The organism is Priestia sp. P5_B4 (assembly GCF_056400385.1).
This window is the reverse complement of the sequence record NZ_JBFULJ010000007.1, coordinates 1-24,774: the sequence shown is the minus strand read 5'-3', so window position 1 is coordinate 24,774 and position 24,774 is coordinate 1. Positions and strand designations below refer to the sequence as shown.

26 protein-coding genes are annotated in these 24,774 nt (G+C 37.7%); 22 read left to right on the top strand and 4 right to left on the bottom strand.

All coding sequences use genetic code 11. The features are described 5' to 3' along the window. Positions 1 to 66: 66 nt before the first annotated feature. From AC1DRF_RS02015 to AC1DRF_RS01975, 9 genes are all read left to right on the top strand, one after another. Positions 67 to 2,136 (top strand): sulfatase-like hydrolase/transferase, encoded by a 2,070-nt coding sequence (locus AC1DRF_RS02015; protein WP_477740284.1) that lies wholly within the window; start codon positions 67 to 69, stop codon positions 2,134 to 2,136. Between the two features lie 196 nt (positions 2,137 to 2,332). Next, entirely contained in the window at positions 2,333 to 2,875 is a 543-nt protein-coding gene (locus AC1DRF_RS02010) for a helix-turn-helix domain-containing protein (RefSeq protein ID WP_013054985.1), read from the top strand. Between the two features lie 20 nt (positions 2,876 to 2,895). Then, on the top strand, positions 2,896 to 4,005 hold the full coding sequence (locus AC1DRF_RS02005) for an ABC transporter ATP-binding protein (protein ID WP_028410433.1): 1,110 nt from the start codon (positions 2,896 to 2,898) through the stop codon (positions 4,003 to 4,005). Continuing rightward, entirely contained in the window at positions 3,995 to 4,795 is an 801-nt protein-coding gene (locus tag AC1DRF_RS02000) for an ABC transporter permease (RefSeq protein ID WP_016762745.1), read from the top strand. The genes AC1DRF_RS02005 and AC1DRF_RS02000 overlap by 11 nt, the downstream gene beginning before the upstream one ends. Before the next feature lies 1 nt (position 4,796). Next, positions 4,797 to 5,603, top strand: coding sequence for an ABC transporter permease (locus tag AC1DRF_RS01995; RefSeq protein ID WP_043977800.1), 807 nt, complete (start codon positions 4,797 to 4,799; stop codon positions 5,601 to 5,603). Continuing rightward, positions 5,600 to 6,673: an ABC transporter substrate-binding protein gene (locus tag AC1DRF_RS01990; protein ID WP_230185237.1), complete on the top strand. Its 1,074-nt coding sequence runs from the start codon at positions 5,600 to 5,602 to the stop codon at positions 6,671 to 6,673. Before AC1DRF_RS01995 ends, AC1DRF_RS01990 begins: the two co-directional genes overlap by 4 nt. Positions 6,674 to 6,891: 218 nt before the next feature. Beyond that, entirely contained in the window at positions 6,892 to 8,004 is a 1,113-nt protein-coding gene (locus AC1DRF_RS01985) for an acyltransferase (protein ID WP_230185236.1), read from the top strand. A gap of 145 nt (positions 8,005 to 8,149) precedes the next feature. Then, entirely contained in the window at positions 8,150 to 8,827 is a 678-nt protein-coding gene (locus AC1DRF_RS01980; protein WP_013054991.1) for a response regulator transcription factor, read from the top strand. Beyond that, positions 8,820 to 10,055 (top strand): sensor histidine kinase, encoded by a 1,236-nt coding sequence (locus tag AC1DRF_RS01975; protein WP_477740283.1) that lies wholly within the window; start codon positions 8,820 to 8,822, stop codon positions 10,053 to 10,055. The genes AC1DRF_RS01980 and AC1DRF_RS01975 overlap by 8 nt, the downstream gene beginning before the upstream one ends. A 16-nt stretch (positions 10,056 to 10,071) precedes the next feature. Here AC1DRF_RS01975 and AC1DRF_RS01970 read toward each other — a convergent pair whose 3' ends face one another. From AC1DRF_RS01970 to AC1DRF_RS01960, 3 genes are read right to left on the bottom strand one after another with little or no spacing between them, the layout of a single operon-like run. Next, positions 10,072 to 10,959 (bottom strand): RnfABCDGE type electron transport complex subunit D, encoded by an 888-nt coding sequence (locus tag AC1DRF_RS01970; protein WP_043977811.1) that lies wholly within the window; start codon positions 10,957 to 10,959, stop codon positions 10,072 to 10,074. Next, positions 10,943 to 11,872 carry an FAD:protein FMN transferase gene (locus tag AC1DRF_RS01965; protein ID WP_477740282.1) on the bottom strand — a complete coding sequence of 310 codons (930 nt, stop codon included), beginning with the start codon at positions 11,870 to 11,872 and terminating at the stop codon, positions 10,943 to 10,945. Before AC1DRF_RS01965 ends, AC1DRF_RS01970 begins: the two co-directional genes overlap by 17 nt. 14 nt (positions 11,873 to 11,886) lie before the next feature. Continuing rightward, positions 11,887 to 12,399, bottom strand: a complete 513-nt coding sequence (locus AC1DRF_RS01960; RefSeq protein ID WP_043977815.1) for an FMN-binding protein — start codon at positions 12,397 to 12,399, stop codon at positions 11,887 to 11,889. A 293-nt stretch (positions 12,400 to 12,692) separates the two neighbouring features. Between AC1DRF_RS01960 and AC1DRF_RS01955 the strand changes: the two genes are divergently transcribed. The 4 genes from AC1DRF_RS01955 to uvsE all read left to right on the top strand — a co-directional run bounded on the left by AC1DRF_RS01955 (position 12,693) and on the right by uvsE (position 18,029). Next, entirely contained in the window at positions 12,693 to 13,775 is a 1,083-nt protein-coding gene (locus AC1DRF_RS01955; RefSeq protein WP_013054995.1) for a D-alanine--D-alanine ligase, read from the top strand. A gap of 96 nt (positions 13,776 to 13,871) precedes the next feature. Further along, on the top strand, positions 13,872 to 15,254 hold the full coding sequence (locus AC1DRF_RS01950) for a UDP-N-acetylmuramoyl-tripeptide--D-alanyl-D-alanine ligase (RefSeq protein WP_230185233.1): 1,383 nt from the start codon (positions 13,872 to 13,874) through the stop codon (positions 15,252 to 15,254). Between the two features lie 196 nt (positions 15,255 to 15,450). Next, positions 15,451 to 16,962 (top strand): degradosome RNA helicase CshA, encoded by a 1,512-nt coding sequence (cshA, locus tag AC1DRF_RS01945; RefSeq protein ID WP_016762753.1) that lies wholly within the window; start codon positions 15,451 to 15,453, stop codon positions 16,960 to 16,962. A gap of 95 nt (positions 16,963 to 17,057) precedes the next feature. Beyond that, on the top strand, positions 17,058 to 18,029 hold the full coding sequence (gene uvsE, locus AC1DRF_RS01940; RefSeq protein WP_035336061.1) for a UV DNA damage repair endonuclease UvsE: 972 nt from the start codon (positions 17,058 to 17,060) through the stop codon (positions 18,027 to 18,029). 8 nt (positions 18,030 to 18,037) lie between these two features. Here uvsE and AC1DRF_RS01935 read toward each other — a convergent pair whose 3' ends face one another. Beyond that, positions 18,038 to 18,640 carry a rhomboid family intramembrane serine protease gene (locus AC1DRF_RS01935; protein WP_097825545.1) on the bottom strand — a complete coding sequence of 201 codons (603 nt, stop codon included), beginning with the start codon at positions 18,638 to 18,640 and terminating at the stop codon, positions 18,038 to 18,040. 64 nt (positions 18,641 to 18,704) lie between these two features. On the opposite strand from AC1DRF_RS01935, the gene acpS reads away from it, so the two are divergent. From acpS to AC1DRF_RS01890, 9 genes are all read left to right on the top strand, one after another. Beyond that, a complete protein-coding gene (acpS, locus tag AC1DRF_RS01930; protein ID WP_230185248.1) occupies positions 18,705 to 19,070 on the top strand; it encodes a holo-ACP synthase in 366 nt (121 codons plus the stop codon). 58 nt (positions 19,071 to 19,128) lie between these two features. Further along, positions 19,129 to 20,187 carry a LolA family protein gene (locus tag AC1DRF_RS01925; protein WP_043977822.1) on the top strand — a complete coding sequence of 353 codons (1,059 nt, stop codon included), beginning with the start codon at positions 19,129 to 19,131 and terminating at the stop codon, positions 20,185 to 20,187. Between the two features lie 62 nt (positions 20,188 to 20,249). Then, the gene (alr, locus tag AC1DRF_RS01920; protein WP_425262921.1) at positions 20,250 to 21,491 is read left to right on the top strand and encodes an alanine racemase; all 1,242 of its coding nucleotides are present in this window, start codon (positions 20,250 to 20,252) and stop codon (positions 21,489 to 21,491) included. A gap of 200 nt (positions 21,492 to 21,691) precedes the next feature. Next, positions 21,692 to 21,973, top strand: coding sequence for a CopG family ribbon-helix-helix protein (locus tag AC1DRF_RS01915; RefSeq protein WP_013055003.1), 282 nt, complete (start codon positions 21,692 to 21,694; stop codon positions 21,971 to 21,973). A 4-nt stretch (positions 21,974 to 21,977) separates the two neighbouring features. After that, a complete protein-coding gene (gene ndoA, locus AC1DRF_RS01910) occupies positions 21,978 to 22,328 on the top strand; it encodes a type II toxin-antitoxin system endoribonuclease NdoA (protein WP_013055004.1) in 351 nt (116 codons plus the stop codon). 157 nt (positions 22,329 to 22,485) lie between these two features. Continuing rightward, positions 22,486 to 23,322, top strand: coding sequence for an RsbT co-antagonist protein RsbRA (locus AC1DRF_RS01905; protein WP_013055005.1), 837 nt, complete (start codon positions 22,486 to 22,488; stop codon positions 23,320 to 23,322). Between the two features lie 2 nt (positions 23,323 to 23,324). Further along, the gene (locus AC1DRF_RS01900) at positions 23,325 to 23,681 is read left to right on the top strand and encodes an STAS domain-containing protein (RefSeq protein WP_013055006.1); all 357 of its coding nucleotides are present in this window, start codon (positions 23,325 to 23,327) and stop codon (positions 23,679 to 23,681) included. Between the two features lie 3 nt (positions 23,682 to 23,684). Next, positions 23,685 to 24,086 (top strand): anti-sigma regulatory factor, encoded by a 402-nt coding sequence (locus AC1DRF_RS01895; protein ID WP_013055007.1) that lies wholly within the window; start codon positions 23,685 to 23,687, stop codon positions 24,084 to 24,086. Between the two features lie 13 nt (positions 24,087 to 24,099). After that, the coding region (locus tag AC1DRF_RS01890; protein WP_477740281.1) for a phosphatase RsbU N-terminal domain-containing protein at positions 24,100 to 24,774 on the top strand (675 nt) is incomplete at its 3' end.

Sequence of the window (24,774 nt, the reverse complement as noted above, 5' to 3'; positions counted from 1 at the left end):
AGAGAGATAGGAATGTTAAAATCATATTAAAAGTGTTAAGATATTGTAAATAGGAGGCTTAAGGTTATGTTTAAACATTTGTATCGTTCTTTGCCAATGCTGGCAGCGTATGGGCTGCTTAGCGTTTTTTTATACAGTGTTGTTATGTTTAATGTATCAAATGACACAAAGATATTGTTTGACTGGGCCCAAATCCATACAGCTGGGTTCGTAGTATTAATAGGGGGATGCTCCCTTGTTTTATGGGCGTTCACTTTCTATTTGCTACTTCGGTTTAATCAGATAGAGAGAATACAAGCTTCGCAGTGGTATGCCATTTTTACGGCAATTGTGTTTTCAATTGCAGTAGCAGCTGTTTCTGCCATGGTTTTTGTTGTCTATCATATTGATATACATAACCCAGGCAAAACAATAGAGTGGATGCAGGCGTACTCTCAACGCTATCTCTTTACGGTATTTTTGCTTTCGCTGTTAACACTAGCGATCATTATGCTAGTAGGGGAAGCTTATTTAGGGTCTGGGATTGCCTTTGTTCTGTATTTTATTTTAGCTCTCGTAAACTATTACAAAAAAATCTTTCGAAATGAACCATTGTTCCCAAACGATTTTATTCAGGCCAGTCAGTTAAAAGAAGTTATTCCGATGATTAAAGATTCGATTTCAATTCCTATTGTAATAGGAGTTATTGGATCTATTATCGTACTGATTACTCTTTGGTTTTTCTTGCCGAAAATTAAAATTCGATGGTTTCTTCGAATTATTATGATTCTGCCGCTCATCTTTTTAATGAAATCATTTTTATTCTTTGAACACTCGTTTGCTCAAAAATATTATGATCAATATGCTGCGCTTATGCCTTGGAATCAGCAAAATAATTATTACTATAATGGACCTGTTATTGGCATGATTTCAAATGTTAAAACAGATGTGCTGCAAGAGCCGGATGACTACTCAGAAGAAGCTATGGCAAAAGTGGCAAAGCGCATTCAGTCAAAGGAAGAGAAAACACAAGAAAGCAAGACTGAAGTCAAACCAAACGTTGTGTTTGTGATGAACGAAACATTTTGGGACCCAACAAAGCTTAACGTGACGTTCTCTGAAGATCCAATGAAAAATACAAGAGAACTTCAAAAGAAATATCCTTCCGGATGGTCTTTAAGTCCTTCGTTTGGCGGGGAAACAGCTAATGTGGAGTTCGAAGCGCTGACGAGCTACTCTTTGTCTTTCTTTAACCCTGGAGGCCTTCCTTATCAGCATGTATTGAGTAAAAAAGAATATCCGTCTTTTGTTTCTTATTTAGAAAAGCAAGGCTATGCTACAACAGCTATGCATCCAAACAGCGGCATGCTTTATATGAGACAAAATGTATATCCAAACTTGGGATTTGATCAAGTGAAGTTTATTGATGAAATGAAGCATACGCAAAAAGATAACAAAGAGTTTGTTTCCGATGAAGCGGTAGTTGATGAAGTACTCGATACGCTTCGTCAGTCGAAAAAGCCTGCATTTGTGCATGCTGTAACGATTGCAAATCATCTTCCTTATTCGGCGGATAAGTATAATGGTCAGGAAACCATTAAGGTAACCGGTAAAGGGTTATCACCGGAAATGCAAAAGGAAATTGAAATTTATGCTGAAGGAATTAAACGTTCAGATGCTGCTTTAAAACGATTGAACGATGAAATTCAAAAGCTGGACGAGCCGACCATTGTAGTATTTTGGGGAGATCATTTGCCGGCGCTTGGCCAAAACCTTCAAGCTTACAAAGAAACGGGTTTTGGAAACGAGAAAACGCAGCAAACATCTCAAAAATTTTATGAAACGCCGCTCTTATTTTTATCTAATTACGATACGAAAATAGATAAAAATCTCGGTACGATGAGTCCTATTTATATTGCTCCGACGCTTGCTCAATCTCTTGGTTACAAAAGTAATCTGTTCTACGATCAGTTGAATCAAATGAAAACAGAAGTGCCGGCTTTTCGTTCAAATATGTATATAGATTCGAAAGGAAAGCTAGTCGATGATCCGGCGGCGCTATCTAAAAAAGCTGCAAAAGAACTTCAAGATTACCATGAAGTTGAGTTTGATACATTATCCGGGAAACAGTACGAAACGCATAAGTTGTATAAATAAAAATAAAAACTCCTTTTAATATAAAAGGAGTTTTTATTTTTTAAGTGTTTAAGGTTGTACTAAAAAATAATTCATGTATAATATTTTAAGGTTAAAAGTAAACTTTAAGTTAAGTAAAACAAAACTTGAGTTTGGAACAGCATGAACAATCATTCATGCTGTTTGCTAATTTTAAATACAGTTGAGGATCGAGAGTATGGAAATAGGAAAGAAAATTAAAAATTTACGATTAAAAAAAGGTTTAACACAAGAAGAGCTAGGAGAACGTACTGATTTAAGTAAAGGCTATATTTCCCAGCTAGAGCGCGATTTAAGTTCACCGTCTTTAGAAACATTTTTTAGTATTTTGGAAGTGCTAGGGTGCGAACCGAAAGAATTCTTCGAAATTGATACGCATGTTCAAAAGGTTGTATACAGAGAGGAAGACTACACGAGTTATTGCGAAGATGAAAAAGGTTACCATATTCAGTGGCTTGTGCATGAATCAAATGAAAAAGAAATGGAGCCGATTCGTCTTATTCTTCATGAAAAGGGTGCATTTAAGAGATTTGAGCCTTCCCTTTCAGAAACGTTTGGCTACATTTTGCGCGGGTGTGTGAAGGTAAAGCTTGGAGGCAGAATATATGAAGCCAAACAAGGAGAAACCATCTATTTTCAAGCTTCTGAAGAACATCAGATTTTAAATGCTCATGACGGAATAACAGAGTTAATTATCGTGGCGACAGAGTCTTATTTATAGAACAAAAGAGGTGAAGTGAAATGACATCTACGAATACAATTATTCAATTTGAAAATGTGACCAAGCAATATGATAATGATTCAGTTGTATTGGATCATGTAAGCTTTGAAATTGAAAAAGGGAAATTTTATACCCTCTTAGGTCCATCGGGATGTGGAAAGACAACGATTTTACGATTAATTGCAGGCTTTACGGAAGCCTCAAGCGGAACGATTTATTTTAATGGGAAAAGAATTAATGATGTCCCGGCTAACAAACGACAGGTTAATACGGTTTTTCAAGACTACGCGCTTTTCCCCCATTTGAATGTATTTGAAAATGTAGCATTTGGTCTTCGAATCAAGAAGATGAAAAATGCTGATATTGCAATAAAAGTTAAAGAAGCCCTTCGTTTTGTTAACTTAGAAGGATATGAAAACAGAGAAATAAAGGAAATGTCGGGCGGCCAAAGACAGCGTGTAGCAATTGCACGAGCAATTGTAAACCAGCCCGAAGTCATTTTGCTGGACGAGCCGCTTTCAGCTCTTGATCTAAAATTGCGTACAGAAATGCAATACGAGTTAAGAGAATTACAGCGTCGTCTAGGTATTACGTTCATTTTTGTTACGCACGATCAAGAAGAAGCGCTTGCGATGTCCGATGAAATCTTTGTTTTGAATAAAGGAAGAATTCAGCAGAGCGGGGAACCTACAGATATTTATGATGAGCCAATTAATCGTTTTGTTGCCGATTTTATTGGTGAATCAAATATTGTACCAGGTAAAATGATTGCTGACTTTTTAGTGGAGTTTGGCGGCCAGCAATTTGAATGTGTCGATCAAGGATTAAACCAAAATGAGCAGGTTGAAATTGTGATTCGCCCTGAAGATTTAGCCATTACAAGCTCCGATCAAGGAAAGCTGCAGGTTCGTGTAGATTCACAGCTGTTCAGAGGAGTCCATTATGAAATTTTAGGCTATGACCATGCAGGGAATGAGTGGCTCGTTCACTCTACGAAAAAGGCAACGGTTGGCGAAGAAATTGGTTTATATTTTGAACCTGAAGCTATTCATGTTATGCGATTTAATGAAACGGAAGAAGAATTCGATAAGCGACTCGAAGGTTATGAAGAGGATTACGATGCAAACTAAATCAAGAAATATTTACTTAGTCCCGTACGTGTTATGGATTTTGCTTTTTGTAGTTGCTCCCATTGTATTAGTTGTCTATTATTCTTTTTTCAACATCGATAATGAGCTGACGCTTGAAAACTATAAGAAATTTTTCACCCCAGTTTATTTACAGATGACGCTGAGTTCATTTTGGTATGCCTTTTTAATTACGTTATTTTCCTTGGTCTTTTCTTATCCTACAGCTTATTTACTAACGAAGCTTAAGCACAAGCAGCTTTGGCTTCTACTGATTATTTTACCGACGTGGATTAACCTATTATTAAAAGCTTATGCTTTTTTAGGTATATTTGGCACGTATGGTACGGTTAATAAGTTTACTGAATTTCTAGGACTTGGTACTCATCAAATTTTATTTACTGACTTTAGTTTTGTATTTGTATCGGTGTATATTTTTATCCCCTTTATGATTTTGCCGATCTTTAACTCTTTAGAAGAACTTAATCCCTCGCTTATCTACGCTTCGCGAGACTTGGGGGCATCTTCATGGGTGACATTTAAGCGCGTGGTATTTCCGCTAACGCTAGAAGGGGTTAAATCAGGTTGTCAGGCTGTTTTTATTCCAGCACTATCACTCTTTATGATTACGCGTTTAATTGCTGGAAACCGCGTCATTACACTGGGAACAGCGATTGAACAACATTTTTTAGTGACGCAGGATTGGGGCATGGGCGCCACAATAGCCGTCTTTTTAATTATTGCGATGGCCGTTATGATGCTCATAACAGGCACTGGAAAGAGAGGTGTGTAAAATGAAGAGAAAGTGGAAGTTCAGCCACCTTTATTTATTTTTTGTATTTTTCATTTTATACGCGCCCATTTTTTATTTAATGTATTACTCTTTTAACAGCGGAGGAAACATGCGTGAATTTGAAGGGTTTACGTTAGATTGGTACAAAGAAGTGTTTCAAGACACGCGTTTGCTTATTATTGTCTTGAATACTCTTATTATTGCTCTACTGTCTTCCGGTATTTCAACTATTATTGGCGTGATAGGGGCACTTGCTATCGTATACGTGAAGCGCAGACGTGTTCAAAATACGCTGTTAACATTTAATAATGTGTTAATTGTGAGTCCAGATGTTATTATTGGCGCATCTTTTTTAATTCTATTTACCATTATCGGTGTAAAGCTCGGATTTATATCGGTATTATTAGCGCATATTGCATTCAGTGTACCGATTGTGGTCATCATGGTTCTGCCTAAGCTGCAGGAAATGAGTCCGACACTGCTTGATGCAGCCCGTGATTTGGGCGCAAGCCGCTTTGAAGTACTTTCGAAAGTGGTATTGCCATTTATTCGCCCGGGTATCTTTGCAGGCTTTTTTATGGCTTTAACTTACTCTTTGGATGATTTTGCGGTTACGTTCTTTGTGACCGGGAACGGTTTTTCCACGCTTTCAGTAGAAATTTACTCGTTAGCAAGAAGAGGGGTCTCGCTGAAAATCAATGCTCTTTCTACTCTTATTTTCATGTTTACCGTGCTGATTGTGATTGGTTATTACTTTATCAGTCAGCGATATAGCAATAAAGTGAAAGGGGTGGCGACTGGAAAATGAAGCAATTAGCAAAGCCGTTTATCTTCATCGTCATCCTTTCTTTCGTTCTTATGTATGTGGTTCATCAGTTGAACAATGCCGAAGGATACTCTGGAGGAGATACGCTGACTGTCTATAATTGGGGAGATTATATTGATCCTGATTTAGTGAATCAGTTTGAAAAAGAAACCGGAATTAAAGTCATTTATCAGACCTTTGATTCGAATGAAGCAATGATGACCAAAATTGAACAAGGCGGTACGACATTTGATATTGCTGTGCCTTCTGAGTACGCGATTAGCAAGATGCGGGAAGAAAATTTACTATTGCCAATTGATCATTCGAAGCTGCCTAATTTAAAATACATTAATCCGCGTTTTTTAGACTTATCCTTTGATCCTGGCAATAAGTACTCTATTCCTTATTTTTGGGGAACTGTGGGTATTGTGTATAACTCTGATATGATTCATGGCAAGAAGATAGAAAGTTGGAATGATTTATGGGATCCTAAGCTGAAAAATCAAATTTTACTTGCAGATGGCGCTAGAGAAGTGATGGGAATGGGGCTAAACAGCTTAAATTATTCATTAAATGATACGAATAAAGCCCATCTTCAAGAAGCAAAAAGAAAGCTTGATACATTAACACCAAATGTTAAAGCCATTGTAGGAGACGAGATTAAGATGCTCCTAGCAAATGAAGAAGCGGCAATTGGCGTTGTTTGGTCAGGCGATGCTTCTGAGATCATGAGTGAAAACGATAAGCTGAATTACGTTGTTCCAGAAGAAGGTTCGAATTTATGGTTTGATAACATGGTTATTCCAAAAACGGCTAAAAACGTAGAAGGCGCACATAAATTCATGAACTTTATGCTAGATCCTAAACATGCTGCTCAAAACGCGGAATATGTAGGGTATTCYACCCCTAATAAAAAAGCGTTAGATTATTTGCCGAAAGAAGTAGCGGAAGATGAACGTTTTTATCCAGAGGAAGAACTAACAAAAAAGCTTGAAGTATATAATAACTTAGGCAAACGAATGCTTGCTTATTACAATGAATTATTTTTAGAATTTAAAATGCACCGTAAATAAAAGGAACTTAATTAGGTATTTGTACTTAAGTTCTTTATTGTTTTTGTAAATTCAGTTGCGTGATAGCAAGAGGAAAGATAAAATACAAACGAGTAAAGCTAATAACATTTATTTTGTGTTATTAGCTTTTTTATTTGTAAAACGGGAAAGATAAGAAAAAATTGAATGTTCTATTATTCATCTAGAAGTTATATTTCACATTATATAGGAGAGAAAAAGTGAAGCAAAAACAAAAGCAGCATATTCAATCCATTTATTTTTTACGATTATTCGCTATGATGATGGTTGTGCTCGTACATGTAACAGCAGCATATGCAACGGTACTGCCATTTGCAAGCGAAGCTTATCAGAAATATCATTTTCTTAACCGAATTGTTCGAATTGAAGCAGGAATCTTTATTCTGATCACAGGTTTGGTTTTCTTTTATAGTTATATTAACAAGCCTTTAACAAAGACTTTATGGAAAACGTATTATGCTCGAAGAGTGACATATATTTTGGTTCCCTATATTATTTGGGCACTTATTTATGAATTTTATTCGTACTATGTAGGAGCAACAGAATTAAATGCAGCTGATATTGTGAAACGTATTTTACGCGGAGAGTCCTACTATCAGCTTCATTTTATCTTTTTAATTGTACAAGTTTATCTCGTGCTGCCGGTTTTTGTATGGCTAGCACAAAAAGTAACCATTTTTAAAAAATACATGTGGCTGTTTGGCATCATCATTCAGCTTGGTTATTTAATGCTTAACAATACGTATCATATCACTTCATTTAATTTATTTTTAAATACAATGGCTACGTTTTTACTCGGCGGTTGGATTGGCATTTATTATCGCGAGCAAGTGGATAAAAAGTACAGTCGTTCGAATATTGTATTATTTCTAGTGACGCTCGGATCGGGAATAGCTATTTCACTGTTGAATTATCACTTGTACACAATGAAGACAATCCACATTTCAGGCTTTACGTATGAGGCTGTTAATACGCTTTATTTGGTTGCTGGAAGTTATTTCTTCTTCCGAATTGCAGAGATATTAGCTGAAAAGCTTTCTGCGAAGTCCGTGACGGTTGTTAAAAATATTGCCATGTACTCGTTTGGCTTTTACTTGATTCACCCAATGGTTTTAAACTTTGTGGCAAAAGCAGTACCAATACAAGGCAACTATATGTTTCACATTGAAATCTTGGCACGCTATATTCTAACATTAGCGGGCTGTTACCTCATCATTTGGGGATGTCATCGTCTTTTACCGTTTGCTAGCTTTTTGTTTGGTAAACTGCCAAAAGAAGCGGTGTTCATTTACCGACGTCCTGATCATAAATAGCGTTTAGTTAAAAGTTATGTCTGCTTGCAGACATAACTTTTTTTATAAAGTATAAGAGATGATAACACGTTAGTTTTAAAAAATTTTTAAAAGTGACATGCTAAGATAATGCTTACTTAGGTACTCACAAAAGGGGGAATTTGATATGCGTGTACTTGTGGTAGAAGATGATGCTTCCTTATTACACGGTATCGTAGAAGGCTTAAAAGAAGAAGGATATGAAGTTGATTGTGCGTCTGAAGGAGATGAAGGTTTGTTTTTAGCAGAGCAGAATATTTATGATGCTTTGATTTTAGATATTATGCTGCCGGGTATGACAGGACTTGACATACTGAAAAAACTAAGAAAACAAAAGGTGCTGACGAAAGTTATTTTTCTCACTGCAAAAGATAGTGTAGAAGATCGAGTGAAAGGACTCGATTATGGAGCTGATGATTATTTGGTTAAGCCTTTTGCTATGGCTGAACTTTTTGCGAGGTTAAGGGTGATGCTCAGAGACTTGCAGGCAGAAGAAGGCATGATTTCATATGGTCCCATTTCTATACGAGAAGCCAATCATGAAGTTATGATAAATGGGAGTGCCCTAACGTTAACGATTAAAGAATTTCAGCTTTTGGAATACTTTATTCGAAATAAAGAACAAATCCTTATTCGAGATCAAATTTTTAATCGCGTATGGGGATTTACATCTGACGTAGGAGTGGGTGTAGTAGACGTCTATGTTCACCATTTAAGAAAGAAGCTTCAGCCTTTTAATTGTGACGGTTATGTACGTACAGTGAGAGGCGTAGGCTTTATGTTAAAAGGGGAAGAGCATGTTTAAAAAGACGAGAATCAGGCTTGTGTTATTTAACACAATCGTGCTGATGGTTATTTTGAGCATTTTTAGTTTAGTTTTATATTTTTATATGCAGCATGTTATTTTTTTAAATCCAGACAATCGGTTAAGTGAGATGAGCGAGCAAGTTAAAAAAAGAAACTTACATGAGATTCAGGAAAATAATGAGAGAGAAACAGAAAGACGGGTTGCGTTTTTACTTTGGAGCAGTGATAAAAAACTAATCAAAATCACACCTAAAAAAGGGTTATATACAAACGATATTGACGACTTTAAGCCTGCGCTCTCAGAAGGGAAAGCCCAAACGTCGCAAGAGGTAAACGGTCATGCTTATCGAGTGATGAATGTGAAAAACGAAGGGTATATAAAAGATCAAGACGTTTCAACGATTCAACTTGTCTTAAACGTAGATCCAGAAACTCAAACCTTAGAGCACCTTGCTTTTCTTCTTATCATTTCAGCGTTTATTGGACTGCTTCTTTCGCTTGTGGCTGGCTTGTTTTTAGCTAATCGAGCGCTTGTACCTATACAAAAGTCGTGGAACAAACAGGTCGAATTTATTGCAGATGCTTCCCATGAGTTAAGAACGCCTCTTTCCGTGATGCAAACGCATCTCGAGCTATTGTTTAGACGGCCAAATCATACGATCGAGCAAGAAAGCGAAAATATTTATCAAAGCTTAAACGAAGTGAAGCGGATGACGAAGCTGGTGGGTAACTTACTAACACTGGCTAGATCTGATTCAAGTGCGCAGCTGCTAAACAAAACGGTCTTTAATATGGGCGAGCTGGTTGATAAAGTAGCTAATCAATTTGAGCCCATATTTGAACTGAAGGAGCTGCACTTTACCAGGGAAATTGAATCGTTAATGTGCGGAGGAGATCAAGAACGACTTCATCAGCTATGTATGATTTTATTAGATAACGCTTTTAAATACACTCCATCGGGAGAAAGCGTTCACATCAGTCTAAAGAAACATCATCACTCTATGACGTTAATCGTTAGAGACACAGGCATTGGAATTGAAGCGAAAGACCTTCCATATGTGTTTGATCGCTTTTATCGAAGTGATAAGAGTCGAGCACGTGCCGAAGGAGGGTCAGGTTTAGGTCTCGCGATTGCCAAATGGATTGTACAAGCTCACGACGGAGAAATTAAGGTTTTTAGCCAGAAAAACGTGGTTACGGAATTTCATGTGAAAATTCCGCTATGAAAAAAGCTGCCTATCATCAGGCAGCTTTTTTCATCACTTTTTTAGTGGCGGTCTTCCACGCTTTCCATGCATTAGCAAGTAACAGGCCAATTAATAAATAGGCAAGGCCGCCAAAAACTAAGTAATCTATAGCGCTAATCGCCCCCGCAAGCAGCCCGAATTTTATTTGGTCTTTATACTTGGCAGGAGAAGTTGGCGGATCCGTCACCATGAAGAAGGCTAAAAATAAAGCGGAATTAACAAAAGGAGCTCGTAAAGCATCTGCTACATCGCCTACTCCTATTAATGACATAATCGTGAAAATAGCAAAATACACGCCCAAAAACGCAAATACTTGAGGGAATTTATTTACCTTACTCGTCACAAGGTAACCCGTCACAAACACGGATACAATGAGCCATACGGGTAGTAAAGATAAGCTTCCCCACCAGCTTTGGCCGCTTGAAAAGACAATAAGTGAAAAGAGAAGACCAAAAGCAGCAGGGTTAAAAATAGGCTTCTTTTTTACTTTTACGAAGTGCTTCGATAAAATCGCAACAGCTACAGTGCAAAATGTGACCCAAGCAGGTGTAGAGGTGCTGAGTACTAAGGCAATAATTAATCCAGTAATAATTCCGCCGTCAGGAAGCTGAATTTTCTTTTTATAAGCAAAAGAAAATCCTAAATCTAAGGCAGCCGCCGAGCATACGGCAAGCAGTAGGTGTCCTAATCCTTGAAAGGCAGAAGAGTTGAATTCACCTAATAAAGTTAAAAGCAGAAGCATAGCGATTACATATCTTTTAGGGGTTTTAACTAGCTGCACCCAAAGACTTATTTCTTTTGGTTTGTTTTCATCTACAGTAATATAACCTTTTGGTGTACTGATATATTTAACACCGCTTCTTCGTTCAGAACGTGTGGTCATAATTTATTAATTCCTCCATATCTGATGTAAAAAAAGGAGTGAAACTAGAGTCGAAGAGCACGCCGCGTATGTCGGCATCATTCAATAAATTTACTCCTTTTTCCGCTCCTAAAATAAAAGCTGACGTAGATAATGCATCGGCCAGCATGGCAGAAGGAGCAATAGCTGTGCAACTCAACAGACTGCTTCGAGTGGATGGAGATAAGGGATTAACCAAATGATGCGTTGATGGATGTGTCTTATTTTTTCTAGCATAATTTCCTGATGTGCAGACAGCCGTATCTGTTACACGTAAAGTCAGTAGTGACTGCGTTTGAATCACAGGGTGCTGAATCCCAACTTTCCACAACTCTCCGTGTTGATTGCGTCCTTTAACTAGGATGTCTCCTCCTGCATTAATCATAAAATGCTGATAAGGAAGGGAGCGGGCAGCTAAATCAATCGCCAACCCTTTGGCGACCGCTCCAAGATCTATAATCATCGGTTTTTGTAAACAAACCGTTTTTTTATGTGTATCCAATACGATGTCTTTATAACTTCCAGAATCGACTGCTTCGTTCACTTGTACGGGTTTTCCATATAAGTAATGTTCATTAAAACCGCGGTTTTCTAATTGCTTTCCTACCGTTGGGTCAAAGATTCCATGCGTTTCATTTGCTACTAAGACAGCGAAATGAAGGGCTTCAAATAATAGATGACTAACAGAAACAGGCTCTTTGACATGTCTAATTAGTTTCATAACTTCGCTTTTGGCATCAAATCGACTGCATGTCGTTTCAAYGGTTTTAAAAATAGTAAATGCCTTTGAGATATGGTGAAGGACATTTGCTTCTTCTGATTGGGGAGCAATTACTTGAATGGAGACGGTTGTTCCCATACATAATACGGAGCGGCTATATGTTTTTATGGACATCATTCGTTTCTCCTTTATGCATTCATTGCTTGCTGAAGTGCGTCGTCCACGGCATTTTGAAAATCTTCTGTACTAAGCGTTGCTCCGCTCACGACGTCGACATCTGAGCTTTGTCTTTGTACGACTTGAGCCGGAAGGCCCTCAATGTAACTTTGAGAATAGTGAGTATCTGCTTCTGTAATTTCAACTGTATCAATTCGGTCGTTTTTAATGGTCACGGATACGTAGACAGTTCCGATACGGTTGCTTCCTTGGCCAGAATACGTTCCATCTTTGTATTTCGTTTTAGGAGCAGAACTTTCGGCACTCGCTGATGAATGGTTCCGATTAGAAGAAGCTATATCTTCTCCCCAGCTGTCATTGACAATCGTTTGATTGTCTGTTTGATCCGTCGTTTTCTTCTGATGATGAGCCGGGGTGACTTGAACAGCTTGTGCATCAGATAGAGTGTTTATATAACCAGTTGCATAAATACTTCCAATGGCTACGCTGCATGCAGCAATCATCGTTTTTCCCATTTTACTCATGTTTGTTGAACCTCCTGATTTATACCAGAACTATAGTTTCGATTATTGATGGTGATCTTTAGTATAAATAAACTTTACAAATAAACTTTTAAAAAAGATTTAAAATCAAAAAAGTTTTTTCGAAAATAAATGATCCAAGTGAAAAGGTCATTTTAAATAATGAAAGGAGAAGCTGGAATTTCTTTCACAAGCCTAGCTATTTTGACATACGTAATAATAGTTAATATTTCTGTTTACTATCTAAACGTGCATGATAAAATAGAAAAGATGAATATGTGTTAGGAGGAACATCAGTGAAAATTAAGCTTGGCCTTTTATACGGAGGAAAATCCGCTGAACATAAAGTATCTTTACAAACAGCTCTAGCAGTTTCAAAAGCAATTAATCACGATAAATATGAAGTGCATCCAATTTACATTACAGAAACAGGAAAGTGGATTCGCGGCACACAGCTGACTGGTCCGCTTGAAACAGTTGCTCAATTAGAAATTCAAGATAACGGAACTGCTATTTCACCAGTTTCATTGAATACGGAAATGTTTGCATTAACAGATTCAAAAACAGATGATCAGCTAGATGTTATTTTCCCACTTCTTCATGGTCCAAATGGAGAAGATGGTACGGTACAAGGATTATTAGAATTATTGAATATTCCTTATGTTGGAAACGGTGTATTAGCTTCAGCAGCTGGTATGGATAAAGTTGTAATGAAGCAGCTGTTTGCACAGGCAGGTCTCCCTCAAGTAGAGTACGTATCATTTATCCGCCGCGAGTGGGAAGCAGATCGAACGGCTGCTTATGAAAAAGTAGAAACACTTGGATACCCTTGCTTTGTTAAACCAGCAAACTTAGGTTCAAGCGTTGGGATTAGCAAATGTGATAACCGTGAAGAGTTAGAAGCGGCATTTGTTGAAGCTTTCTTATTCGATCGGAAAATCATTGTAGAAGCAGCAGCAGTTGGTCGTGAAGTTGAAATTGGTGTGTTAGGTAATGATGAAGCAGCTTGTTCAGTAGTTGGAGAAATCTTACCTAAAAAAGCGTTTTACGATTACAAAGCCAAATATGAAGACGGCGATACAGGCCTTATTATTCCAGCTGAAATTACAGAAGAACAGCATCAAGAAATGTCAGCACTAGCAATCAAAGCATTTAAAGCAATTGATGGATCTGGTCTTGTACGTGCAGATTTCTTCTTAACATCAGAAGGTAAATTCATTATTAATGAAGTGAATACGATGCCTGGTTTTACACCTTTCAGTATGTTCCCGTTATTGTGGAAACACGCAGGTGTTGAATATCCAGATTTAATCGAAAAACTTGTATCACTAGCAATTGAACGTCATACCGAAAAGCAGCAAATTAAACACACAATGTAACTCACACAACACTATTCATCATGAATAGTGTTTCTGTGTTTAGTTTCAATTAATGTTATCCATAGTTAACTTTATATCGAGAGGAGCAAACCAACAATGATTAAACGTACGCTTACACAGCTAGCTACAATGATTCCAGGAAGTGTATTTCATAGCGGAAACGAAACAGCTGTAATTGAGGGAGTCTCAATTGATACGAGAACCATTCAGCAAGGTAATTTATATATCCCAATTAAAGGGGAACGTTTTAACGGGCATGCATTTGTTCATAAAGCAATTGAAAACGGAGCGGTCGCTACACTGTGGAACAAAGATGAAGAAAATCCACCGACAGACATTAGTGTTATTTTAGTCGATGATACGCTAGAAGCTCTTCAGCAATTAGCGAAATCCTATCGTCACGAGTTAGATATTAAAGTAGTGGGCATTACAGGAAGTAACGGAAAAACAACAGCAAAAGACATGGTAAAAGCTGTGCTCGATACAACTTACCGCGTTCTGAAAACAGATGGAAACTTTAATAATCATATTGGTATGCCGCTTACTATTTTGCGTTTAGATGAAACTCATGATATTGCAGTTTTAGAAATGGGCATGAGCAGCCGAGGGGAAATTGAGTTTCTTTCTAATTTAGCGGAGCCTGATGTAGCCATTATTACAAATATCGGAGAATCGCACCTTCAAGACTTAGGAAGCCGTGATGGAATTGCGGAGGCAAAATTAGAAATTACAAGCGGCTTAGCGCCAACAGGTCAGCTTGTCTATAATGGTGATGAGCCACTTTTAACGTCGCGCGTTGTTAATCCAGTATTTGAAACGGTGACATTTGGCAGCTCAGAACAAAACGATTTGTATCCAAGTGCTATTTCAGCTGAAGAGTTAGGCACAACATTCATTGTTTCACGTGAAACAACATATCCATTCTTTATCCCGGTATTAGGTAAACATAATGTTCACAATGCGCTTTCTGCTATTGCGGTAGGTCATTATTTTGGACTAGACAATGAAACAATCGCTAAGGGGTTAAAAGAATTAAAGCTAACCAATATGCGTATGGAGCTCGTGAAACGAACAGATGGCTTGACCTTCATTAATGACGCATATAACGCAAGCCCAACGTCCGTTAAAGCTGCTATCACGTTGATGCATGATTTAGAAGGCTATAAGCAAAAAATTCTTGTTCTCGGGGATATGCTTGAATTAGGCGATCAGGAAAAAGAGTTTCACAAAGAAGTGGGAGAGTTTATTCAAGCAGAAAAAATTGATTATGTTCTAACATACGGCCCCTTATCTGTTGAAATTGAGCAAGGAGCAAAAAATAATTTTGCAGAAGATAAGGTAATGCACTTTGAGGAGAAAGATGAGCTTGTTAAAAAATTAACAGCGATTACAACAAGAGAAGATGTGGTTTTAGTGAAAGCATCTCGAGGGATGAAGCTTGAGGAAGTTATCTCAAAAATGATGCATAAATTACCGTGATATTAAAAAGAGTATAAGTAAGCTCTATTGCAAACGGAAAGCCATAGTGTTATGATGTAGTCTGAGTGTCTTGAGGCGCTTATACTCTAAACGTTGAATTTATTGAAGTAGTCGTTTAGAGCATTTTCCGTTTCCTCGGAGAATGCTTTTTTTTGTAAAATATAGATAGTCTAAATATAAAAGGAGTTTGAAAAACTTGGCATTATTTCAAGATTTAGGATTAAGTCAACAGCTTAATAAAGCTGTGAGTAAAATGGGTTTTGAAGAAGCAACACCAATTCAATCAGAAACTATCCCATTAGCACTAGAAGGTCACGATTTGATCGGACAAGCACAAACAGGAACAGGGAAAACAGCGGCATTTGGTATTCCTCTTATTGAAAAAGTTGATGTAAACGTAGATGCAATTCAAGGGTTAATTATTGCTCCTACTCGTGAACTTGCTGTACAGGTATCTGAAGAACTTTACAAAATTGGTCAAACAAAGCGCGTACGCGTGCTATCAATTTACGGTGGTCAAGATATCAGTCGTCAAATTCGTGCATTGAAAAAGCACCCTCATATCATCGTAGGGACACCAGGGCGTATGCTAGATCATATTAATCGTCGTACACTTCGTCTACAAGATGTTCATACAGTTATTTTAGATGAAGCAGATGAAATGTTAAACATGGGATTCATCGAAGACATTGAAAAAATCTTATCAAACGTACCTGAGAACCACCAAACACTTTTATTCTCAGCAACAATGCCTACTCCAATCCGTCGCATTGCTGAAAAATTCATGAACGAACCAAAAGTGGTAAAAGTACAAGCAAAAGAAGTAACGATGCCAAACATTACGCAGTATTATTTAGAAGTACAAGAAAAGCGTAAATTTGATATCCTTACTCGTCTTTTAGATATGCAATCACCTGAATTAGCTATCATCTTTGGTCGTACAAAGCGCCGTGTTGATGAGTTATCAGAAGCATTAAATATGCGTGGTTATTCTGCACAAGGTATCCATGGTGACTTGACGCAATCGAAACGTTTATCTGTACTACGTCAATTTAAAGAAGGTTCTATTGATGTATTAGTTGCAACGGACGTAGCTGCACGCGGACTTGATATTTCTGGTGTTACTCATGTATACAACTTTGATATCCCTCAAGATCCAGAGAGCTATGTACACCGTATCGGACGTACAGGACGTGCTGGTAAAATGGGTGCTGCTATGACATTTGTAACGCCAAGAGAAACTGGACAGTTACACAATATTGAGCGTACAACAAAACGTAAAATGGAGCGTCTTACTCCTCCAACGCTTGATGAAGCAATGGAAGGTCAACAGCGTATTGCAGCTGACAAATTAACAGAATCTGTGACACAAGGCAACTTATCTTACTACAAACAGTTGGCAGAAGAGTTACTTGAAGAGCACGATTCAGTTTCATTAGTGGCAGCAGCGATCAAATTATTTACAAAAGAACCAAACGAATCACCAATTCAATTAACTGCTGAACCACCGGTAATTGCAAAAGGTGATAAAAACAAACGTGGAAATGGCGGAGGTCGTTCACGTTCTAACTCTAAAAACTACTCACAACAAAATCGTCGTGGAAACTCAAAACGTTTTGGTGACAAGCGTCGCGGTGGAAGCAACGGCAGTGATAATAGAAATCGTAATAGCAGCAGTAATCGTAAAGATTCTCGCAGCAAAGCGTAAAATAAAAACGAGCCGTAACAGGCTCGTTTTTTTTATGTGTTAATTGCTATTTTATTGGTGCACACTATGAGTAAAATAAAATGGGGTGTTCACTGATGTCGACCATTGTTCGGTTAGGTTATGTGGCGATGAGCGTTCATTTGGAAAATAGTTCTCCTTCTCAAACAATGACTTTTGCACAATTTCAGCGTGTGAAAGACCATGAAGCGGCCATTCGCAAGCTCGAACGTATTGCAATATCCAACTTAGAAAACTGCTTACGTTTATTAAAACATAATGCGTGGAGTGAAATTGAGTTTTTTCGATTCAGTTCTAAGTTAATTCCATTAGCTAACCATGAGGCGCTAAAAGAGTGGAACTACATAGCTCCTTTAAAGGATGCTCTTCAGCGTATTTCTGTATTTTTGAAGGAACATCCAATGCGAGTAGATTTTCACCCGGATCATTTTGTTGTTTTAAACTCAACGGATAAAGAGGTTTTTAAGCATTCTATCCAAACTCTTCGCATGCATCAAAAGTTGCTAAAAGGAATGGATATTCCGCTTCAAAATCGCTGTGTTTTACATGTCGGAGGGGCTTATAATGATAAAGAAAAAGCATTGGAGCAGTTTATTCATAATTGGGGGCTTGTACCTCAATCCCTTCAGCAAATGATTATGTTAGAAAACGACGATACAACCTTTCATATAAAGGACGTCTTGTATTTATGTGAAAAACTAAATGTCCCAATCATTTTTGATCTTCATCATCATCAGGCAAACAACGATGAAACTTCATGGCAAGAGCATTGGGACCGTATCACTAGAACGTGGGAACAGGAAACGCTTCCTCTAAAAATGCATATATCTAGTCCTAAAAGTGATAAAGAATTTAGAGCCCATGCAGATTATATCGATGTTCATGGGTTTTACAGCTTTTTAAAAGAAGTAAATGGAACGATACCGCAAATTGATTGCATGATTGAAGCTAAGAAAAAAGATGAAGCGCTCTTTCAGTTAGTAAGAGACTTGAAGTCTTATGAAGATGTGGAATTTATTAACTCATCCACTTTTTATATTAAATCTTAAACCAGGCCTCATATCTGTGGCTTGTTTTTCTGTTTGAACGCGAGAAAAGCGAGAAGAAATCCAGCAATACCTCCAACGAAATGAGCTGTGTTGTTGGTTCCTGGCGTTAGCAGACCTGAAAGTAATCCAATAATTAAGAAGACGATAATGATTTGCTGGTTACTTTGAGAAAGCATATGTTTTTGTTTTATTACAAGGTAGAGGTAAAACCCGAGCAGCCCGAAAATGGCACCGGATGCACCCACATGGCTGTAAAAAGAAGATTGGGTTAGAAATGTAACGATATTTCCAAGAAATCCACACGTAAGGTAGAATAGAAGAAACTTATAAGAAGAAAGAATACGCTCAGCACCTGGCCCTAACAAGAACAATGAAAATGAGTTAAAAAGAAGGTGTGAAAAGCTTAGATGCAAAAAGATAGGTGTGAAAAGTCGCCAGTAGTCTCCTTGAGAAATTAAGCTATTCACACCGATAAGCTGATGTATAAAAGATTCTGCAAGGTTTGAGGGAAGAGCGGCAAGTAACCATAGCGCAATGTGAATGCAGATAAGCGTAAAGGTAACAGGGTAAAAACGTTTAAATTCAGCTGCATTTTCTGTGCGTACGAACATATTTGTCACTCCTTTTTATAAAGGCATTTTTATATACTATTCTGTAAGAGAGGATTAAATGAAAATGATTATAGGAACTGGAATTGATATTACAGAGTTAGAGCGGATTGAAAAAATGGTGCAGCGTCAAAGTGCTTTTGTTACTCGGATTTTAACAAAAAATGAAAAAGAACGCTATGAAAAGCTATCAAGCCGACGTAAGATCGAATTTTTAGCAGGGAGATTTGCTGTGAAGGAAGCATATTCGAAAGCTCTTGGAACAGGAATAGGAAAAGATTTCAGCTTCCAAGATATCGAAATCGTGAATGATGAAAGAGGAAAGCCCCACATTGTTACAAAACAACCACTGGACGCGTCCATACACGTATCTATTTCCCACAGTGCGCACTATGCGATTGCTCAAGTAATTATTGAACGCTTGTCAAGCTAGTCTGCATATTCACTATTTCTTGTTCATATATTCATAGTGTGGATAGGGGAGACAAGATATGTTCTTGCTTCTCCGTTTAGCTGTGAATATACGAAATAAAGGAGTTGGGGAAATGCATAAAAAATGGATTGGCTTATTTGTTTGCGCCTTTTTTCTCTTAGCCTTATCAGCATGCGGTGAAAAAAGTCAGCAGGATGTAACAGATGCATTGGATGCCAAGGTACAAGAAATGGCGGGGTATAAATCAGATGCTAAGATGACATTGAATACAGGGAAAGATGCTCAAGTATACGATGTAGAGATTTGGCATAGTAAGCCTATGTATTATCGAGTGAATTTGAAAAATACAAAGAAAGATCAAAGCCAAATGATTTTGCGTAATGATGAAGGGGTTTTTGTTTTAACGCCCGCCTTAAATAAAAGCTTTCGTTTTCAAAGTGACTGGCCACAAAATAGCAGTCAAGCTTATTTGTATGAATCTCTTGTCCAAGATATTGTGAAGGATGAAAAGGCAAGTTTTAAATCAACAAATAAGCATTATATTTTTGAAACAAAAACCAACTATCAAAATAGCACGATGCTTCCTAAACAAGAAATTACGCTGAACAAAAGTGATTTAGCGCCTGTTTCGGTTAAAATTATGGATACGGATAACAAAGTGTTAATAAAAGTTGATTTCTCTAAGGTGAAATTCGATTCTAAGTTTGATAAAGGGGCTTTTGATACAAAAAGAAACATGACAAGTGCAAAGATTGACGTTCCGACATTAGCTCAGCAGAGATCATTTAGCGTCCTTTATCCTAAGGATGTTCCAAAAGGTACAAAGCTGTCCAAGGAAAAGAAAATTGAGACGGAAAATGGCGAGAGAGTCGTTTTAATGTACAAAGGAGAAAAGCCGTTTACGCTTGTACAAGAAAAAGCACAAGTAGCTAAAACAGCAACATCTACAGTTACTGCCGGAGAGCCATTTGATTTAGGTTTTACTGTGGGAGCTTTAACGGATAAAAGTCTATCTTGGACATATAATGGAGTAGACTTTATGCTGGCTTCTGATCAGCTAACACCAGATGAATTGAGTACAGTTGCTAGATCTGTGCAAAGTCAGATGGGAAAATAAGAGAAGCTTACAAGCCTGCATATATGTAGGCTTGTTCTTGCGTAATTTGAATAAAGATCGAGATGAAGTTTGACTATAGATGTATTATACTAACAGAGGAAAGTACGTTTAGAATGGTTCTGAAAAAAGGAAGTGTCGTAGTAATGGATGCATTTTATAGAGAAACATGGGCAGAAATTGATGTAGAAGCCATTTTTCAAAATGTGAATCATGTAAGAGAACTGATACCGGGGCATAAAACGTTAATGGCCGTAGTGAAGGCGAATGCGTACGGGCATGGAGATAAAGAAGTAGCAGAGATTGCGCTTCAAGCTGGTGCTGATATGCTAGCTGTAGCTTTTTTGGATGAAGCTATTGCTCTTCGGAAAAAAGGAATAAAGGAATCCATTTTAGTATTAGGCGCCGTGCCTACCCTACACATTCAAACTGCATTGGAGTGGGATGTAACGGTCACTGCTTATAGCAAAGCTTGGATTGAAGAAGCGGCTTCCATTCTAGGTGAAAACAGTCAGCTGCATATGCATTTAAAAATAGATACAGGCATGGGTCGCTTGGGAGTTAGAACAAAAGAAGAATTACACGAAACAATGAAGATCATCGCTTCTCATTCGGGATTCGTGCTGGATGGAGTGTTTACACACTTTGCAACAGCAGATGAGCTAAACTCGACTTATTTTGAAGAACAATACACATTCTTTGAAGAAATGGTTCGAATTGTGAAAGAATATAATTTTACACCTCCGATGATTCACTGTGCAAATAGCGCAGCCTTGCTTCGTCGTCCGAAAGATATCTTTAATGGCGTACGCTTAGGTATCTCTATGTATGGCTTGAGTCCTTCTGAGGAATTAAAAGAAGTCTTGCCAATTCCGTTAAAACAAGCTTTTTCGCTGCACAGCCGTATTGTGCATGTTAAAAAAGTCAAAAAAGGGAGTCATATCAGTTACGGAGCTACTTATGAAGCTAAAGAAGATGAATGGATTGCTACTATTCCAGTAGGATACGCAGACGGCTGGATTCGTAAATTAAGCAATTTTGAAGTATTAGTAGATGGAGTTAAAGTGCCAATTGTTGGTAGAATCTGCATGGATCAATTGATGATTAAATTACCTAAAATGTATAAAATGGGTACAAAAGTAACATTTATTGGAAAACAAAAAGGTGCTGAAATTACAATTGATGAAGTAGCGAAGCATCTTGAAACAATTAATTATGAAATCCCTTGCATGGTTGCAGCAAGGGTTCCGAGGGTTTATACAAGAGATTCGCAGCACATTGATGTTAATAATTATATCTTGCGCTGAATATACATCTTCCTGAGTCAACATAAAAAGTCTGCTAACACAAGACAATAAAATAATAACTTCCATGCATAAAAGAGGGTATCAATTGACGATAATAGTGTAGAAATTGACAGAATTAACTTTCCATTAAAGCTAATCAATGTTATGATAAGGAAAGATGAGACTATTGGTGTGTGTATTGATGTTGGAGGTGTATGTTTGTGTCTGAAGCGAGCGCAACTACAGAAATCCTAGTAAGATTACCGAAAAATTTAGTATCGGAGCTCGATCTTATGGTTAAACAAGAAAATGGCAACCGAAGTGATTTTATTCACCAAGCAACAAAATTGTACCTTCGTGAGCGAAAAAAACGCCATATTCGCGAATCAATGAGACGTGGATATATGGAGATGGCAAAGATAAACTTAAATATTGCTTCCGAGGCTTTTCTAGCAGAGTATGAAGCTGATCATACTGTGGATCGTTTAGTAAGCGGGGGGTAATGACTTGGTAGTCAAACGTGGCGACGTTTATTTTGCTGACCTATCTCCTGTTGTTGGCTCAGAACAAGGAGGCGTTCGCCCTGTACTTGTCATTCAAAATGATATAGGCAATCGTTTTAGCCCAACTGTTATTGTAGCTGCGATCACTGCTCAAATTCAAAAGGCAAAGTTACCTACGCATGTTGAAATTGATGCAAAGCGCTATGGATTTGAGCGAGATTCAGTTATTTTACTAGAACAAATTCGTACTATTGATAAACAGAGGCTAACAGACAAGATTACCCATTTAGATGATGAAATGATGGACAGAGTGGATGAAGCCTTGCAAATCAGTGTAGGACTTATCGACTTTTAGAATTATACTTCCATTTATGCTAAGTTGCTCCTTTATGAGCAACTTTTTTAATTTGACTAGGAATAATCAGTAAACGTATATTGTAATAAGAAACGTTTTAAAAATGATAATATATATATAGATATAAATGAGTGTATTGACTCACAAGGAGGACCTCATGAATCAAGATTTATTCAATTATATACAAAATCATAAATCAGAAATTTTTGATCGATGGCTAGTGTTAATGAATGATGTGGAAACAGAGCGCATTAAAAACATTGTATCCGAGCAAGTGTACGTAAATGTAAGCTCTGATTTTGTAAATTTACTTTTGGCAAAAGCATTCCGTGATCAGGAAAATTTTGCAGAGGAACTAGAGGAAGTAGTAGGACGAGTTGTGAGTTTAGGATGGCCTCTTGCTTATTTAACACAGGGTGTACGTAACTTGGGTCACGTAGTGGTCGAAGGGTATGTAAACAGTGAACATGTAAAGGCTGACCAAACTCATTCTGAATTATTCTATCGGTTTGACAAATGGTTAAGCCCTATTTATAACAAAATAGTAGAACAATACTCCAACTCGTGGGAAAATACAGTTATGTTGCAAAAAGTTGCACTTCAAGAATTGTCTGCTCCATTAATACCGGTATTTGATAAAATTACAGTAATGCCGCTTGTAGGAACAATTGACACTGATCGCGCAAAGAAAATTATGGAAAACTTACTGCAAGGTGTCGTAAAGCACCGATCAGAGGTCGTATTAATAGATATTACCGGAGTACCAGTAGTGGATACGATGGTTGCCCATCATATTATTCAAGCTGCTGAAGCCGTACGTTTGGTTGGAGCCAAGTGTTTGTTAGTAGGAATTCGTCCGGAAATTGCTCAGACTATTGTGAACTTAGGTATTAACTTAAACGAAATTATTACGAAAAATTCATTAAAAAAAGGTGTAGAGTTTGCGTTAGAAATGACTGAGCGGAAAATAGTTGATATAGAATCGGAGGAATAAACGTGAGAATACCCATTTTGAAATTGTACGACTATTTATTGGTATCCATTCAATGGGAGCTGGATGATCAAACGGCTATTCAATTCCAAGAAGATTTGCTAAGTAAAATTCATCAAACTGGAGCAAAAGGAGTGGTAATCGATTTAACTTCAATTGATATGATCGATTCATTCATCGCAAAAGTTTTAGGTGACGTGGTTAGCATGTCTAATTTGATGGGGGCTAGAGTAGTATTAACAGGTATCCAGCCTGCAGTAGCTATTACACTTGTTGAGTTAGGGATTGGCCTAAATGATGTTCTTACTGCACTCGATTTAGAAAAAGGTCTTGAGAAACTCCAATCGGAATTGGGGGATTAGTATATGGAATTCCAATCCAGCGTAAAAATCGTAACAGAATGGGACATCGTAGCGGCACGCCAATTAGGTAGAAATGTGTCGAAAGAGCTAGGGTTTGGAACAGTTGACCAAGCTCGTATTACAACCGCCATTTCTGAATTAGCTCGTAATATTTACCTATATGCGGGTAAGGGTCAAATCTATATTGAGAAATTAAATCGTGGAGGAAAAAACGGTCTTCTTGTCGTAGCAACAGATGAAGGGCCAGGTATCCCCGACGTTCGCAAAGTAATGGAAGATGGATACTCAACATCGGGTGGACTAGGAGCTGGGCTTCCTGGGGTAAAACGATTGATGGATGAGTTTGACATCGAAACAAATGTCGGAGAAGGTACTGAGATTAAAGCAGTTAAGTGGCTCCGGTAGGAGGAAATAGATAATGTCTTTTGATAAAGAGATGAGAGATTTATACAAAGATATTTTGGGGAACTATATCCAAACACAAAATGAACAAATTTTGTATCAAGGACAAAAACTAAGTAGAAAATCTTTAGAGAATGAAATATCGCCAGAAGATATTGTGAGCATTCATAAAGAAGTGATTGAAGAAATTTATTCTGATATTCCAGAAAAAGTGCTGCATTCTCTGGACTTTTTACTTGAGGTAATGATTAGCTACGGTCTTGCTCTTCGTGAGCATCAAACATTAAAAAATAAGCAGCGGGAACTTCGTTCTGAAATTGAAGTTGCCGCTAACGTCCAGCAGACGCTGTTGGGGACAAAGGTTCCGGCTAGTTCAACTTTAGAAATTGGTGCGATTAGCGTACCGGCTAAACAGATGAACGGAGATTATTTTCACTTTGTAGAAGAAGAGCACGGCGGGTTAAGTATTGCCATTGCCGATGTGATCGGAAAAGGAATTCCAGCTGCAATGTGTATGTCTATGATCAAGTATGCAATGGACAGCTTACCGGACTCAAGAAAAAATCCAAGTTATGTATTAGAGAACTTGAACAATATTGTAGAGCGAAACGTAGATCCAAGTATGTTTATTACGATGTTCTACGGAAGCTATAATCCCGAGACAAACTTATTTGATTATGCATCTGCAGGG

Excerpts from the sequence above, each read along its gene's own strand:
- AC1DRF_RS02015 (WP_477740284.1), top strand. The coding sequence starts at position 67 with ATGTTTAAACATTTGTATCGTTCTTTGCCAATGCTGGCAGCGTATGGG.
- AC1DRF_RS02010 (WP_013054985.1), top strand. The coding sequence starts at position 2,333 with ATGGAAATAGGAAAGAAAATTAAAAATTTACGATTAAAAAAAGGTTTA.
- AC1DRF_RS02005 (WP_028410433.1), top strand. The coding sequence starts at position 2,896 with ATGACATCTACGAATACAATTATTCAATTTGAAAATGTGACCAAGCAA.
- AC1DRF_RS02000 (WP_016762745.1), top strand. The coding sequence starts at position 3,995 with ATGCAAACTAAATCAAGAAATATTTACTTAGTCCCGTACGTGTTATGG.
- AC1DRF_RS01995 (WP_043977800.1), top strand. The coding sequence starts at position 4,797 with ATGAAGAGAAAGTGGAAGTTCAGCCACCTTTATTTATTTTTTGTATTT.
- AC1DRF_RS01980 (WP_013054991.1), top strand. The coding sequence starts at position 8,150 with ATGCGTGTACTTGTGGTAGAAGATGATGCTTCCTTATTACACGGTATC.
- AC1DRF_RS01975 (WP_477740283.1), top strand. The coding sequence starts at position 8,820 with ATGTTTAAAAAGACGAGAATCAGGCTTGTGTTATTTAACACAATCGTG.
- AC1DRF_RS01970 (WP_043977811.1), bottom strand. The coding sequence starts at position 10,959 with ATGACCACACGTTCTGAACGAAGAAGCGGTGTTAAATATATCAGTACA.
- AC1DRF_RS01960 (WP_043977815.1), bottom strand. The coding sequence starts at position 12,399 with ATGAGTAAAATGGGAAAAACGATGATTGCTGCATGCAGCGTAGCCATT.
- AC1DRF_RS01950 (WP_230185233.1), top strand. The coding sequence starts at position 13,872 with ATGATTAAACGTACGCTTACACAGCTAGCTACAATGATTCCAGGAAGT.
- uvsE (WP_035336061.1), top strand. The coding sequence starts at position 17,058 with ATGTCGACCATTGTTCGGTTAGGTTATGTGGCGATGAGCGTTCATTTG.
- AC1DRF_RS01935 (WP_097825545.1), bottom strand. The coding sequence starts at position 18,640 with ATGTTCGTACGCACAGAAAATGCAGCTGAATTTAAACGTTTTTACCCT.
- acpS (WP_230185248.1), top strand. The coding sequence starts at position 18,705 with ATGATTATAGGAACTGGAATTGATATTACAGAGTTAGAGCGGATTGAA.
- AC1DRF_RS01925 (WP_043977822.1), top strand. The coding sequence starts at position 19,129 with ATGTTCTTGCTTCTCCGTTTAGCTGTGAATATACGAAATAAAGGAGTT.
- alr (WP_425262921.1), top strand. The coding sequence starts at position 20,250 with ATGAAGTTTGACTATAGATGTATTATACTAACAGAGGAAAGTACGTTT.
- AC1DRF_RS01905 (WP_013055005.1), top strand. The coding sequence starts at position 22,486 with ATGAATCAAGATTTATTCAATTATATACAAAATCATAAATCAGAAATT.
- AC1DRF_RS01895 (WP_013055007.1), top strand. The coding sequence starts at position 23,685 with ATGGAATTCCAATCCAGCGTAAAAATCGTAACAGAATGGGACATCGTA.